The sequence below is a fragment of the Lactobacillus melliventris genome, assembly GCF_013346935.1.
In the GTDB taxonomy this organism is placed as follows: domain Bacteria; phylum Bacillota; class Bacilli; order Lactobacillales; family Lactobacillaceae; genus Lactobacillus.
Genome location: NZ_JAAEEB010000004.1, coordinates 154,267 through 168,350, shown reverse-complemented (window position 1 = coordinate 168,350; position 14,084 = coordinate 154,267). Strand labels below are relative to the sequence as shown.

General features: G+C 34.3%; 13 protein-coding genes. 10 read left to right on the top strand and 3 right to left on the bottom strand.

The window, feature by feature from the left end:
* Positions 1-15: 15 nt before the first annotated feature.
* The 9 genes from GYV61_RS05280 (at position 16) to GYV61_RS05240 (ending at position 9,142) form a co-directional block, all read left to right on the top strand.
* Positions 16-987 (top strand): glycoside hydrolase family 43 protein, encoded by a 972-nt coding sequence (locus tag GYV61_RS05280; protein WP_174795039.1) that lies wholly within the window; start codon positions 16-18, stop codon positions 985-987.
* A 17-nt stretch (positions 988-1,004) separates the two neighbouring features.
* The gene (locus GYV61_RS05275) at positions 1,005-2,291 is read left to right on the top strand and encodes an oligosaccharide MFS transporter (RefSeq protein ID WP_122026383.1); all 1,287 of its coding nucleotides are present in this window, start codon (positions 1,005-1,007) and stop codon (positions 2,289-2,291) included.
* On the top strand, positions 2,291-3,784 hold the full coding sequence (gene arfA / locus GYV61_RS05270) for an arabinosylfuranosidase ArfA (protein ID WP_238786754.1): 1,494 nt from the start codon (positions 2,291-2,293) through the stop codon (positions 3,782-3,784). Before GYV61_RS05275 ends, arfA begins: the two co-directional genes overlap by 1 nt.
* A 57-nt stretch (positions 3,785-3,841) precedes the next feature.
* Positions 3,842-5,266, top strand: coding sequence for an L-arabinose isomerase (gene araA, locus GYV61_RS05265; RefSeq protein ID WP_174795038.1), 1,425 nt, complete (start codon positions 3,842-3,844; stop codon positions 5,264-5,266).
* Between the two features lie 127 nt (positions 5,267-5,393).
* Positions 5,394-6,431 (top strand): aldose epimerase family protein, encoded by a 1,038-nt coding sequence (locus GYV61_RS05260; protein WP_174795037.1) that lies wholly within the window; start codon positions 5,394-5,396, stop codon positions 6,429-6,431.
* Positions 6,432-6,598: 167 nt separating this feature from the next.
* Positions 6,599-7,453, top strand: coding sequence for an ABC transporter ATP-binding protein (locus GYV61_RS05255; protein ID WP_174795036.1), 855 nt, complete (start codon positions 6,599-6,601; stop codon positions 7,451-7,453).
* The gene (locus GYV61_RS05250; RefSeq protein WP_174795035.1) at positions 7,454-8,299 is read left to right on the top strand and encodes an ABC transporter permease; all 846 of its coding nucleotides are present in this window, start codon (positions 7,454-7,456) and stop codon (positions 8,297-8,299) included. It abuts the gene before it with no gap.
* 1 nt (position 8,300) lies between these two features.
* Positions 8,301-8,750, top strand: coding sequence for a LytTR family transcriptional regulator DNA-binding domain-containing protein (locus tag GYV61_RS05245; RefSeq protein ID WP_174795034.1), 450 nt, complete (start codon positions 8,301-8,303; stop codon positions 8,748-8,750).
* A gap of 2 nt (positions 8,751-8,752) precedes the next feature.
* On the top strand, positions 8,753-9,142 hold the full coding sequence (locus GYV61_RS05240) for a DUF3021 family protein (protein WP_122026378.1): 390 nt from the start codon (positions 8,753-8,755) through the stop codon (positions 9,140-9,142).
* 266 nt (positions 9,143-9,408) lie between these two features.
* Here the strand turns inward: GYV61_RS05240 and GYV61_RS05235 are convergent, their stop codons facing one another.
* Both GYV61_RS05235 and GYV61_RS05230 read right to left on the bottom strand, forming a co-directional pair.
* Positions 9,409-10,707 carry a PTS sugar transporter subunit IIC gene (locus tag GYV61_RS05235; protein ID WP_174795115.1) on the bottom strand — a complete coding sequence of 433 codons (1,299 nt, stop codon included), beginning with the start codon at positions 10,705-10,707 and terminating at the stop codon, positions 9,409-9,411.
* 43 nt (positions 10,708-10,750) lie between these two features.
* Positions 10,751-11,398: an AAA family ATPase gene (locus GYV61_RS05230; RefSeq protein WP_122026377.1), complete on the bottom strand. Its 648-nt coding sequence runs from the start codon at positions 11,396-11,398 to the stop codon at positions 10,751-10,753.
* A 559-nt stretch (positions 11,399-11,957) separates the two neighbouring features.
* Here GYV61_RS05230 and GYV61_RS05225 point away from each other — a divergent pair.
* Positions 11,958-12,644, top strand: a complete 687-nt coding sequence (locus GYV61_RS05225) for a MurR/RpiR family transcriptional regulator (RefSeq protein WP_174795033.1) — start codon at positions 11,958-11,960, stop codon at positions 12,642-12,644.
* Positions 12,645-12,703: 59 nt separating this feature from the next.
* On the opposite strand, the gene GYV61_RS05220 is transcribed toward GYV61_RS05225, so the two are convergent.
* The gene (locus GYV61_RS05220; protein ID WP_174795032.1) at positions 12,704-14,011 is read right to left on the bottom strand and encodes an APC family permease; all 1,308 of its coding nucleotides are present in this window, start codon (positions 14,009-14,011) and stop codon (positions 12,704-12,706) included.
* Positions 14,012-14,084 lie beyond the last annotated feature (73 nt).

Here is a 14,084-nt window from a genome sequence, read left to right as displayed (position 1 = left end):
TAGGAGGAAATAATTATGGAAAATAATACTTATACTAATCCCTTAATAATTCAAAGAGCGGATCCGTATATTTATAAGCATACAGACGGCTACTATTATTTTACAGCCTCTGTACCATCTTATAATCGCATTGAATTAAGAAGAGCAAGAACCCTTGAGGGACTGGCACATGCAGCTCCCAGAACTATTTGGCGTAAACATGATAGTGGAGAAATGAGCCAATTAATATGGGCACCGGAAATTCACTATATTGATGGTAAGTGGTTCATTTACTTCGCTGCAGCAGAAACAAAGGAATTAGATAAAAATGGTATGTTTCAACACAGAATGTTTTGCATCGAATGTGATGAGGCTAACCCAATTACCAAGGAAGAAAATTGGATAGAGCATGGTCAAATAAAGACTGGTATGGACAGCTTTTCATTAGACGCAACTAGTTTTGAATACAAGAATGTCTTGTATTATGTTTGGGCTCAAAAGGATCCAAATATTAAAGGAAATTCAAATATTTATATTGCTGAAATGGAAAATCCGTGGACATTAAAGACTAAGCCTGTCATGTTAACCAAACCTGAGTATGACTGGGAGACAAAGATTTTCTGGGTAAATGAAGGACCTGCTGTAATTCATCATGGTAATAAGTTCTTCCTTACTTATTCAGCAAGCGCAACTGACGAGAACTATTGTATGGGCATGCTTGTGGCTTCAGACACAGCAGATTTGTTAGACCCTAACAGCTGGAAAAAGAGTTCAAAGCCGGTATTTCAAAGCGATTTAGCACATCACCAATATGGACCTGGTCACAATTCATTTACCAAGGCAGAAGATGATAAGACTGATATTTTAGTTTATCACTGCAGAGATTATACCGATATTAAAGGAGATCCTTTGTACGATCCAAACCGTCATACTAAGATTCAGGCTTTCACTTGGGACGAAAATGGCATGCCTGTTTTTGGTAAACCAGTTCCATATAACTATCAGTAATAAATAGAGGAGAAAAAATGAATAGTGAAGTAAAAAAAGAAAATAAACATTTTTGGGGTTTCCCGTTTACCCATTTTAGTTACTTCTTTATTTGGGCAACTGTGAATGGTTACTTGACTCTATGGATGGAGCAAGTAGGTCATCTAAATGGCGCACAATCAGGGCTAGTATTCTCAATGATGGCAGGAATTTCACTAATCTTCCAGCCTTTCTTTGGAGTAATCTCTGACAAATTACTTTTCAGGAAAGATTTGATACTAATTATTGGTGTAGTAGGAATTTTCATTGGGCCTTACTTCCAATGGGCTTTCATACCATTAATGAAAATTAATTCATTTTTGGTTGCCTTTGTTACTGGTGTTTTCCTCAGCTTTGTTTTAAATGGCGGTGTTAGTGTAGTTGAACAATACGTTCAGCGTGCTAGTTTAGCCAACGGCTTTGAATATTCCCACTCACGTTTAGGTGGTTCTTTAGCTGGAATTGTAGCTTCATTAGTAGCAGGTCGTCTGTTTCTATGGAAACCAGATTCAATTTTCTGGATGTGTTCTATTGCTGCTATAATTTTTGTTTGCTTGTTGTTGTTTAGCGATAAAATTAATATGGATAACGCATCAGCTGCCGGTGATACATCTAATTCATTGAATATGCAGATTGTTGGTTCTGTATTTAAGAATAAAAACTTCTGGTATTTATGTATCTTTTATGTTGGTGCATCAGCTATTTTTGATGTTTTTGATCAGCAATTCATTATCTTTTTCAAAACATTCTTTGCTACTGCAGCTCAAGGTACTTTAGTATACAGCTATATGTCATCTGCTCAAACTTTAATCGAATTTATCTTAATGTTTCCAATGCCTTGGATTATCAATAAGATTGGAGCTAAAAAGGGCTTAATTGCTTATGGCTTTTTAACTTGTATTCGTATTTTAGGTTCTGCTTTATCTCCAACTTGGGGTTGGATAGTTGTGTTTAGACTGCTTGCTGGCCTGGAAATGCCGTTGCTTTTAACATCAATCATGAAATACATCGCCGGAGCGTTTGATATTAGATTATATGCTACTGTTTATGCATTAGCTTCAAACTTTGCCAAGCAAATATCTGTCTTTATCTTTTCATCAGTAGCAGGTCATATGTATGATGGCTTTGGTTATCAACATACATATGTCATGATGGGTATCTTCGTCTTTGTTATTACTCTCTTTTCAGCATTTGCTTTAAAGAAAGAAGACCCAGTACAAGCTGGTGAAGTTGCAGAAAGTAACGCTTCAAGTAGTACCCAATCAAGTTCTGTGGAGAATAAATAATGGTAAAAGCCTCTTTTAAAATTAATTCAGACAATATAATCGGTAAAATTGACCCACGTATGTGGGGTTCTTTAACCGAACAATTAGGTCGTTGTGTTTATAACGGTATTTATCAACCGGATCATCCTTTAGCTAATAAAGATGGTTTTCGCACCGATGTAATTGAAGCTATCAAGAAATTAAAGGTTCCCCTAATTAGATATCCAGGAGGAAACTTTGTTTCAGGCTATAACTGGGAAGATGGCATAGGTCCTAAAGATACAAGACCTGTCAGACTAGATTTAGCATGGAAAAGTATTGAGACCAACCAATTTGGTTTACACGAATTTTTAAATTGGTGCAAATGTATTGGTGCTGAAGCTGATATGGCTATTAATCTAGGTACCCGTGGAATAGATGCCGCTCGCAATTTGATCGAATACTGCAACTTCCCAGGTGGTACTTATTGGAGTGATTTACGCATTAAGAACGGACAAAAAGAACCATTCAATGTTAAATTATGGAGTCTCGGTAATGAAATGGATGGAGACTGGCAAATAGGTCATAAAAATGCCCATGAATATGGCAGATTGGCTCATGAAACCGCTAAGGCAATGAAAATAGTTGATCCTTCTATTGAATTAATAGCTTGTGGAAGTTCGCTACATACTATAGATACTTTTGGCTCATGGGAAGAAACTATTTTAGATAACGTCTATGAAGACGTAGACTACTTATCACTTCATCAGTATTATGATGATAATGATCACGATATTAAAAAATTCCTTTCATCCTCGGTTGATTTGGATAGTTTTATTAGTGAAGTGGTTTCAATTTGTGATGCTGTTAAAGCGCGCAAGCACATAGATAAGACCATGTATTTGGCTATGGATGAGTGGAACGTTTGGTATCATTCAAAGGAAAATGATGATAAACAAAAGCCATGGCAAGTAGCACCACATTTGTTAGAAGATCACTATACGTTTGCTGACGCGCTTGTTGTAGGTTCACTCGCTCTAACTTTATTAAAGCACGCCGACAGGATTAAGATTGGCTGTTTGGCACAACTGGTAAATGTTATTGCCCCAATTATGACTAATAATGAAGGAAATCCTTCAGTTTGGTATCAATCAATCTTTTACCCATTTATGCAAATTTCAAACTTTGCACAAGGCGAATCGCTTCAGGTTGATAGTAAAGTAGAAAACTATACTGTAGTAAACAGAGACGTACCATATCTCAGTTCAGCTGCAGCAGTCAACAAAGCAACAAATGAAATAGTCTTATTTATTGAAAATAAGGCTGATGAACCAGCGCAGTTTGAATATCAACTCTGCAATTTTCCAAATGTCAGCTTAAAAAAAGCAACTAAATTTGCAGGGTATGATCTTGACGCAACAAATGAAAATCAATTAATGCATATTTCAGATTTAAAAGATGTTGCTATCGACAATAATACTGTGAAAGGAAAACTCGACGCATATTCATGGAATATGATTCGTTTAAGTCTTTAATTAATTATTGTTAAAGCTTAGTTTAGACATTTTTTAAAGATAAAAGGAGGACAAATAATGTTAAATGTACCAAAATATGAATTTTGGTTTGCAGTTGGTAGTCAACACCTTTATGGTGAAGAAACCTTGCGCAGTGTAGCTGAAGATGCGCAAAAAATTGCTGACGGTTTAAATGAAAAAGGCAATTTACCTTACAAAGTTGTGTTTAAAAAGGTTTTAACTACAGCTGATGAAATTACCCAGTTTATGAAAGAAGTCAATTACAGGGATGAAGTTGCCGGTGTAATCACATGGATGCATACATTTTCACCAGCTAAAAACTGGATTCGCGGTACAAAACTATTACAAAAGCCGTTGTTACACTTTGCAACCCAATTTTTAAATTATATTCCTTATGACACAATTGACTTTGACTATATGAACTTGAATCAAAGTGCTCATGGTGATCGTGAATATGGCTATATTAATGCTCGCCTGCAAAAGCATAATAAGATTATCTATGGCTATTGGCAGGATCCAAAGATCATGAAGCAAATTGCTGACTGGGAAAACGTTGCAGTTGCTTATGATGAATCCTTCAACTTAAAAGTTTGCCGCTTTGGTGACACGATGCGGAATGTGGCCGTTACTGAAGGTGATAAGGTTCAAGCTCAAATTCAATTAGGCTGGACTGTTGACTATTACGGCGTTGGCGACTTAGTTGCTGAAATGGCAAAAGTCAAAGAATCTGAAATCGATGACGAATTTGCTGATTTGAAAGCAAAATATATTTTAGTCCAAGGCGCTATGGATCCAGATGCTTACAATAAAACGGTGCGCTACCAGTTAAAACAATATATTGCAATGAAACATTTCTTGGAGCGCGGTGGCTATACCGCTGTTACCAGCAACTTCGAAGATTTACATGGACTAGAGCAATTACAAGGTTTATCAGCTCAACTGTTAATGCGTGACGGCTATGGCTTTGCAGGTGAAGGTGACTGGAAGACTGCAGCCTTACTGAGAACTTTCAAGATCATGACTCATAATCAAAAGACTGCCTTCATGGAAGATTACACTCTTGATTTGCGTCCGGGTCATGAAGCAATTTTGGGCTCCCACATGCTTGAAGTTGATCCATCAATTGCTTCAGAAAAACCACGTGTTGAAGTTCATCCATTGGATATTGGCGGTAAAGCTGATCCGGCCAGATTAGTCTTTTCAGGTTCTGAAGGAGACGCTATTGATGTTACCTTAGCCGACTTTAGAAATAACTTTAAGCTTGTTACTTATGCAGTTGATGCTCATAAGGCTGAAAAAGAAACACCACACTTGCCTGTAGCTAAACAATTATGGACCCCAAAAGTTGGTTTAGAAAAAGGCGCTACAGAGTGGATCAAAGCTGGTGGTGGTCACCATACTGTCTTCTCATTTGCAGCAACAGAAGATCAAGTTACTGATCTTGCAACAATGTATGGCATTGACTTATGCAGTATCAAATAAAATCAAATCGCTAACTAATAAATCCCAAACACATACGCTTAAGATTTCTTAGAATAAATACACTATTTCAATAGTATAATTGAAGTAGTGTATTTTAGTAATGCGATCAAGTTAACTGGAGAAAAAAATGGAAGACATTGAGGAAACATTTGAAAATTATCAAGGTAACGATATCAAAAAAGTTACGTTAAAAAATGATCATGGTATAACAATTTCATGCTTATCGCTGGGAGCTGTCTGGTACGAATTTTTGGTACCAGATAAAAATAAACAACAAAAGAATTTGTTGATGAACTTTGATCATTGTGCAGATTATTATTCTAACGGTTTATGTTGCTGCCAATCAATTGGACGTGTAGCTGGCAGAATTAAAAAAGGCCAGTTCACTTTAGATAGGGTTAATGTGCAAGTTCCCACCAACGAAAATGGCAATACACTGCATGGTGGTAATAACGGCTTTCGCTTTTTAAACTGGCAAGTGCAAACCGCTAAAACTGCTAACAGTGTAAGTGCAATATTTACACACCAGATTAAAGAAGATCATGATGGATTTCCTGGCGATATGCTGGTTACCATTACCTATACTTTAGATAATGAAGATAAAGTAACAATCTCTTATAAAGCTGAAAATGGTACGCAAACAACACTGTTTAATCCTACTTGTCATGCTTACTTTAATTTAAGTGACCAGCCTAATTTAAGTACGCACGAAATTAAGATAAATAGTAAGGAACATTTACAACTTGACCCTGAGTTAATTCCGACTGGAAAAATGCTGGCAAATGCCAATACTCCGTATGATTTTCATGATTTTAACAATTTAGCTGCTGCATTAGAAGCCAATAAAGGTTTCGATGACGCGTTTGTTATTAATGGCACGGAAAATCAAATGAAATCTGTGGCTACTTTGAGAGAAAAAGAAAGTGGCCGTCAAATTACTATTTCAAGTGAAAGCAATTGTTTAGTGATGTATACCATGACGCAGGAGCAACCCGGGGTAAAATTTAAGCGGGATAACGGTTCAATTGCGCAGCCAAGTGAAGCTGTCGCTTTAGAAGCGCAAATGTTACCCGATGCAATTAATCACCGAGATTTTGGAGATATTGTTTTACCTGCTAATACTACCAAGGAACATCAAATCGTTTTTGCTTTTGAGCAGCATTAAGTTTCTAACAAATCATATGTGGAAGGCTACTAAATGTAGCCTTTTTTATATTTCATGATTTAATTTCGTCTATTTGTGTTAAATATTTGGTTGCTTATCTGTAAGTTTGCTACAAATTTTTATTTTATTAGTATGATGGCTCTAATTAGAAAAAGGAGATGCCAATTATGCTGATTGAAACAAAAGAACTGACGAAAAAATTTGGTAATAAGGTTGCTGTCAGCAAAGCCAATATTCAAATTAAAGCGGGCCAGCTTGTTGCTTATTTAGGAACAAATGGTGCGGGTAAATCTACCACGATTAATATGCTAACCGGATTATTAAAGCCTACTTCAGGTGTCATTTCATATGCGGCAGATTTGAAAATAGGCTTAGTTTTTCAGAATAGCATTTTAGATAATGAGTTAACGGTTAAAGATAATCTTTATTTAAGAGCAAAGATGTACCCCAAATTTTCCCAGGAGTGGCTTGAACAATTAATTGACTTAATCGGTATTAAAAACTTTTTAAAGCAAAAATTTGGCACTTTATCAGGCGGCCAAAAGAGAAGAGTAGACATAGCCAGGGCTCTTATCTGCAAACCAAATTTACTGTTTCTAGACGAACCAACTACAGGGCTTGATATTCAAACCAGAAATGCTATTTGGAAATTATTGACCAAACTGCAAGAGCAACAAGATCTAACAATTTTTTTGACAACGCATTATTTAGAAGAAGCTGAAAATGCTGATCAAATGTATATTTTGGAAAATGGTCGAATCCTAGCTAGTGGTTCTGCTGCAGAAATTAAGAGCCAATATGCTCCTAATAAATTAATACTCACCGTTGGCGATATTCAGTCTTTGAACACTAATCAAAAAGTTATTCGGCTTAATCGTGAGCAAGTTGAAATTGATTCCTTATCAGCGCAAGAAACCATTGAATTATTAAAAAACAATCAGGAAAATATCGCTGACTTTACTTATTCTAAAGGAACGATCAATGATGCGTTTTTGCAGATTACAGGAAAGGAGATACAATAAATGGTTGCTTTGTTTCGCAGAAATTTAAAAATCTATTTTTCTAACATTACTGGTGTGATTATGTCATGCCTCGGTGCATTGATATCTTTCTTTATTTATATTGGCTTTTTGCAAAACAATCTAGAAAAAAGTTGGCAAAATTTACCACATGTAACTAAAATATTAGATTTGTGGATGATAGCAGGTATTGTTGCAGTTTCTGGTATAACTACGGCTTTTCAAGCTCTCGGCCAGCAAGTTACTGATCAAGAAACTCATGCTGTTGCCGATTTTCAACTGACAGGTTTATCACAATTCAAACAAAATCTTGCTTATGTTTTGAGCGGGGTAGTAGTTAGCTTCCTTATGCAAATAATCACGTTTATTGTGATGGCAGCTTATTTTGCACTAGTAGATAAAGTGAAAATTCCTCAAGAAGCATACCTACCTGGGCTTGTATTTATTTTCGTGGGTGCAATTGCAGCAACTTTACTTGATGAGATAATTGTGCTGTTCATGCATTCCAGCACTACTTTTAGCCGATTTTCCGCTGTCTTAGGTGCCGCTGCCGGTTTCGCGGTTGCGACTTATTTACCATATGGTATATTGGTTTCTGGAGCACAAAATTTGGTAAAATTAGTACCAAGTAGTTATGAGGCAGCTGCTCTAAGAGGCTTTTTACTTAAGCCAACATTAGCTACTCTCCCCACTAATGTAAAACGGCATTTAATTAATTATTTAGGGATACAGTTCAAAATTAATAGTAACAGGCTAAATAATATGCTTGTTTTGCTATTAATGATTGCAATACTAATTTTAGTGATTATTATGCTTTCGCTTATCACTGATAGAAGGCGCAATAGATAAAGTGAAAATTAAATTTAAGTCGGATCCTACTCTAAACGAAGAAATTGAAGTTGAAATTAAAGCAGCTCAAAAAAGTGAAGTAGTTGATAATTTAATAGATTATTTGCATAAATTCGGCGAAAAGAAATATCATCTTTTACCAATTAAGGTAGAAGACCGCATAGTAACAATTAAACCTACTGAGATTATTAAAGTAGAAATCCAAACAACAGATATCACATTTTATACTACTAAAGACATAATAAAAACCACTGGTCGCTTATATCAGGTACTTGAAAAATTGGGTGATGGGTTTATTCAGGTTTCTAAACATGGCATTATCAATATTAATTTTCTGGAATCGATAGAAGTAGGCTTTGCAGGAAATATGATCGCACTTTTAAAAAATAATTTAAAAGCTGACGTTTCCAGATTATATTTGCCGGCATTAAAAAAAGAATTGGGGCTATAAAAATGAGAAAATTGAGTAATTTCATTAACTATTTCTTTACCGGTGTGGGCTTTGGTGCAGCTACTTATTTGATAATACTGACTTTTGCTTCTCCTAGTATTCCTACCCGTTTAGGTGTTATTTCTGTTTTTATTATTTCAGGGTTAATAGGCATTTTATCAATGATTTTTGCAATGGATGTACCACCTGCTATTGCCTTCAGTGTTCATATCATAGGCACATTTTTACTGGTGTTATTAATGTCTTGGATAAATAAGTGGCCGATTAATTTTTGGTTGATAGGCGTATTTATATTAGTTTATATCGTTATTTGGCTAATTGTTATTTTGTCGCAAGTACACACGGTGAATAAAATCAATTCTAGAATAAAAAAAAGAAATTCTAAAAAATAGAATTGATTAAATTTGCTTTACTTTTTAAATATAAAATATGTTTTAAAATCATAAATCATCAGTTATATTTTATCCTTATGCTCTAAAATTATTGCAATTTAGAATAACAAGTTTAAATTACTTATGTAGGAATAAACAATAGGAATATTATGGTGATCTCAAGAAAATAGCTAAAAATTTAGATAGTATCTAAAAAAAGCATTGAGCAATAAAGCTCAGTGCTCTTTTAGATTAGTAAAAAAATTTAAAGTCAAATCACAAAAAACTCACTTTGCTAATTCTATTTCGTTCTTTTCAGCCACTCTAAAGAAAGGCAAATAGATAAAAATGCCAATCACAATCAAAAGAGTTTCAAAAATAACATTTCGCCAATCCATTGAACTAATATAGGCTTGGAAAAAGTACGGTGTGAATGATGGATCAACTATATAGCCTAAACCAATCCAGTGCAAACTTTCTGCCACATAAGTCAAAACTAAGTTAATTATTGGTGCGATTAAAAACGGAATTCCTAGAATAGGATTAAAGCAAATAGGTGCTCCGAAAATGACTGGTTCGTTTATACTACAAATTCCTGGAATAATTGATAATCTACCCAAAACTCGGAATTTTTCCACTTTACTTGTCATCATCAAAAGAACTAATGCCAAAGAATTTCCTGATCCGCCTAAAACTGCAATCCGAAACATTTGTAAATTCATAATATTTGTTGGCATATTTCCCTTGGCAACAAGTGCAGCATTTGCGCCAGTAGCAGCTATTCCAGTAGCAAATATAATGGGGAAAATAACGTTACTGCCATTAACTCCGATTAACCAAAGTAGATTTCCAATAGTAACGATTAGAATATAGCCCCACAAGCTGTTAGCAAGAAATGTAGCTGGCGTAAGGCATTTAATTATAAAGGTCGTAAAATCAGAATGTGTAATGCTGACAAGGATTAAATTTGCCCCATAAAAAATGACAATATTTACTAAGAGCGGAATCAAGGAATTGATAAAATTTGCTACCATTGGTGGAATTGTTTCAGGAAGCTTAATTTTCCAATTCTTTTTATCAATTAACTTATTAATATCTACGGATAGAAGTCCAATTATAATCGCTACAAATAATCCATTTGTACCTAAATTGTTTAAACTAATACTATTATTTTTGTTAACGGTAGTTGTGACCATTAGGTAAACCACCATTGAAATCATTCCGTCTGTTTCAGGATGAAAGCGGTGATTTCCTTTGCTGAGTTCATAGGCAATACCAAAGGCACTAATCATCCCGAATATACCCATAGTCATATTGTACGGTAAAGTAATTTGAGCAGAATGGGCCATAGCCCAATATTTCCAACCAGCGATTAATTTAACAAAGAAATTGGCTGTTGCCGGATTATATTTCTCTATTATTATTGGTGGATTTGCTAATATTAGGAAAAATGAACCAATAACTAAAAAGGGCAATCCAAAAAGCATGCCATTAGAAATGGCTTGAAGATGTTTTTCATTTCCTATTTTTTGGCCAATTGGGGTTAAAGTTTTATCAAGTTTGTTAATGATAGAGTATTTTCCCATTTTTTGTTTAGTCATAGTTTTCTCCTATTGAATAAAAGCAGCATTAAACTTGATAAGTGTTAAATTTAAAAGCGTTCTTAATAACCTTACTTTCATCCCAATTTTCTTTGATTTTGTGATATTCCTCCCAATAATTGTTGCTGACTTTAAGTTGTGGGGTAACTTTAGAATCAACTTCCAAAAAATGCATACTGCCACGATGCATTTTTTTACCTCTAGTTGTATGTTTATCCAATGCATAATCTGGTATCTCTGGAACATAGCCTAAAGCAAATTTTTTAATAATAATATTTTTAAGAAGATCGGACGAACGGTCTTTAGTTGATTCACAAAGATAGCGAATTGCGTGAACAAACATCATTGCCCTATCAGGTTCATTATAACTAAAGCTTTTTCTCATTTGGTTAAGACTGTTAATCAATATTGCTGCTTGAGGGTTTCCCATACCGATATCTTCAACTGAAATTGCTTGAAGCCGGCGCCAAAGTTTTTCTTCCATATCTGGAGATGAAATATACATTTCGTAAGCAAATTCACAGGCAGCTCTCTCTTTTCCCTTGCGGATTGATTTTTGCAAAGCAGAAATTACTTCATCTGCAGCCAAGCCATTACGAGTTTTTGTTCTAGCCCAAGGATCAGCTAGAAACTCAGAATTGTTAGTTGGATTGAGATTGTTTTTTTCTTCAGCCATAATATTCCTTTCTTATTTTATGAAAAGTTTTATATAAAATTTAAAGTATATAAATTTAGAAAATAAACTAATTTGAAGAATCTAAATAAGCTATTTAATTAGTTGTTAAATAAAACTATTAATTATCTATCCCATTATTTCGACTCACTCTTTTGTGCAAAAGTTATATTTTCTAAACAAATTTATAATAATAAATTAGGTCAAAAAATAAAGATTTTGCACCTTTTTGTGAACATGTTTTTATTTATTAAAAATATGTTTATTTTTAGCCGTTTATTTAATAAAAATAAATCAAAACAAAAAGCTTATGGTATTGAAAATAATTCAAGCATAAGCTATATAGTTAGAAGAATAATTTTAAATTTTTTTATACAAAAGTGTGCTAAAAAAAGGATATTTAATTAAAAAGTTCCTATTAAGCCAAACAAAAATTGTTGTTGAAAGAATAATTGATCGGATTATATAATACATTATGAGTAATAATTTGTTTCAATTTGAGGATATTGGTCATTTTTTAACTTATTGAAACTGTATTTATATTTGTAAAAGGAGAAAAACAGTGAGCATAGAAACAGTTTGTGAAAAGTATCAATTGAATGCAGATGAAAAAAGAATATTAATATACATGAATAAGAACCGTGCAAGTTTAAAAAATATGAGTATCCGAAAATTAGCTAAGAAGACATATTCTTCACCAAGTTTTATTATAAAAACTTGCAAAAAAATGAACTTATCAGGATATTCTGAACTCGTTTTTCTGATAACAGATACACCTGTTTTTCCTAGTAATTTAGAAATGGATTTTCAAATAAAAAAATACACAAAACCTTTTCTAAAGCTCATGAATAAACACAAAAATTCAATGATCATGATTTTAGGGAGTGGATTTTCACAAAATTTAGCAAACTATATGAATGAGTACTTAAATATGAATGGCTTGAGGTGCACGGCAAACTCCCATTTGGAATTGCTGAGAGAAAACGGAAACGTGCTAATTATTGCTATTAGTAATTCCGGAGAGACAAAAAGACTAGCTGAATTATGTGGACAAGCTCACGATAATGGATGTGATGTATTAGCCTTTGTTGGCGACAAAAGTTCTACTATTGCAAAGCATGCTACTCTTACAATAAGTACAGAAACTTTTAACCCTTCATCATTTGACAGTCATTATCCACAGCTATTTTTTGGTACCACATTAATCTATTTTGAATTATTAATGAGTAACTTTCTATTAAATAAATAAAGACGTATAATTTTATTTCAAGTGCTTAAAATTATATTTGAATAGTTGCTAAATAGAGTTTACCTACGATTTTTCTTTTGCACATAAACATAAACCGGCCAACCACTAAGCGTCAGTAAAATACCTGTAAGTGATAAAAGTGGCTGGGTTAATGTTGTGGTAATAACAATGAATAAAGCACCACAGATCCCTAGAATTGGCGGGATGGGATACCAGGGAGTTTTGTATGGTCGTAAAAGATCTGGTTGTTTTTTACGTAAGATAAGAACTCCTAAAAATAATAAAATTGAAAAAATCCAGGAAACATAGACTAACATGTTGGTTAATGAGTCAAATGTACCGGAAAAAATCATAATGGTGGCAATTACGCATTCAAAAATCATACTGTTTGTAGGCACGATAGTTTTTGAATTTAGTTTGCTGAAGAAGCTTGCGGCTGGCAGCTTCTTTTCTTTACCTAAAACGTAAGGCATTCTTGACCCTAGAAGAAGGTGTCCATTAATAGCACCGAATACAGATACTAATATCCCTGTAGCGACTAAAGTGCCACCTACACTGCCAAATAATTTTTTAGCAGTAAGCAGAGCTGTTGTTTGGTTACCTACAACCTTAGACCAAGGGATAACTCTGACATAGCTCCAATTAAGAAGAGTATAAATGATCGTTACTCCGAAAAGTCCCCAGATGATCGCTTTGGCTAAAGTTTTAGCTGGGTTTTTAATTTCACTGGCTAAATTACCGATACTTAGCCAACCGTCATAAGCAAAAAGTACGGCTAAAAGAGCTTGCCCAAAAGCCATTGCACCTGAAGCAGAAGTAATGTGTGGTGCTGGAGCGCCAGCTAATTGATTAGGTCCTCTATAAAATAAAGCAAAAATAATAATTGCTGCAATTGGGAGCAGTTTAATAACTAAAGTTATTTTTTGCACTTGACCGCTCAATTTAGAACCGATCCAATTTATTAATAGGATTGTCAACATGACAATTAGGGCAATTACAGTAGTAGACAAGCCTTTAAAGTGTGGTATTTCTTTTAACTGAGTGGCAAATACAATTGAAAGTGCGGCAATATTTGCTGGATAATAGACAATTATCAGAGACCAGCCAAAAAGAAAGGCTATTTTAGGTCCGTAAATTTCTTCCAGATATCTGACAGGTCCACCATCTTTAGGATAAATTGACGCTAATTCAGCTATGCTTAGTCCTGCCATTAGTGTGATAAAACCGGCAAAAGGCCAAACGATGATACTAAGCCATGCATTATGAGTCAATGCGGAGACATTAGCAATTTTAAAAAAAGCACCGCCACCAATCATGGTGCCCATGACAGTTGCTAATGCGGCGAAAAAGTTAAGTTCTCTTTTCATATTTTTACCTTACTTATTTTAAGTTAAACTGTATTATATTCTTTCTCTAAGAAAATAAAAAGAACTGTTAACG

Excerpts from the sequence above, each read along its gene's own strand:
- GYV61_RS05280 (WP_174795039.1), top strand. The coding sequence starts at position 16 with ATGGAAAATAATACTTATACTAATCCCTTAATAATTCAAAGAGCGGAT.
- GYV61_RS05230 (WP_122026377.1), bottom strand. The coding sequence starts at position 11,398 with ATGGCTGAAGAAAAAAACAATCTCAATCCAACTAACAATTCTGAGTTT.
- GYV61_RS05235 (WP_174795115.1), bottom strand. The coding sequence starts at position 10,707 with ATGGGAAAATACTCTATCATTAACAAACTTGATAAAACTTTAACCCCA.
- araA (WP_174795038.1), top strand. The coding sequence starts at position 3,842 with ATGTTAAATGTACCAAAATATGAATTTTGGTTTGCAGTTGGTAGTCAA.
- arfA (WP_238786754.1), top strand. The coding sequence starts at position 2,291 with ATGGTAAAAGCCTCTTTTAAAATTAATTCAGACAATATAATCGGTAAA.
- GYV61_RS05250 (WP_174795035.1), top strand. The coding sequence starts at position 7,454 with ATGGTTGCTTTGTTTCGCAGAAATTTAAAAATCTATTTTTCTAACATT.
- GYV61_RS05255 (WP_174795036.1), top strand. The coding sequence starts at position 6,599 with ATGCTGATTGAAACAAAAGAACTGACGAAAAAATTTGGTAATAAGGTT.
- GYV61_RS05260 (WP_174795037.1), top strand. The coding sequence starts at position 5,394 with ATGGAAGACATTGAGGAAACATTTGAAAATTATCAAGGTAACGATATC.
- GYV61_RS05275 (WP_122026383.1), top strand. The coding sequence starts at position 1,005 with ATGAATAGTGAAGTAAAAAAAGAAAATAAACATTTTTGGGGTTTCCCG.
- GYV61_RS05240 (WP_122026378.1), top strand. The coding sequence starts at position 8,753 with ATGAGAAAATTGAGTAATTTCATTAACTATTTCTTTACCGGTGTGGGC.
- GYV61_RS05220 (WP_174795032.1), bottom strand. The coding sequence starts at position 14,011 with ATGAAAAGAGAACTTAACTTTTTCGCCGCATTAGCAACTGTCATGGGC.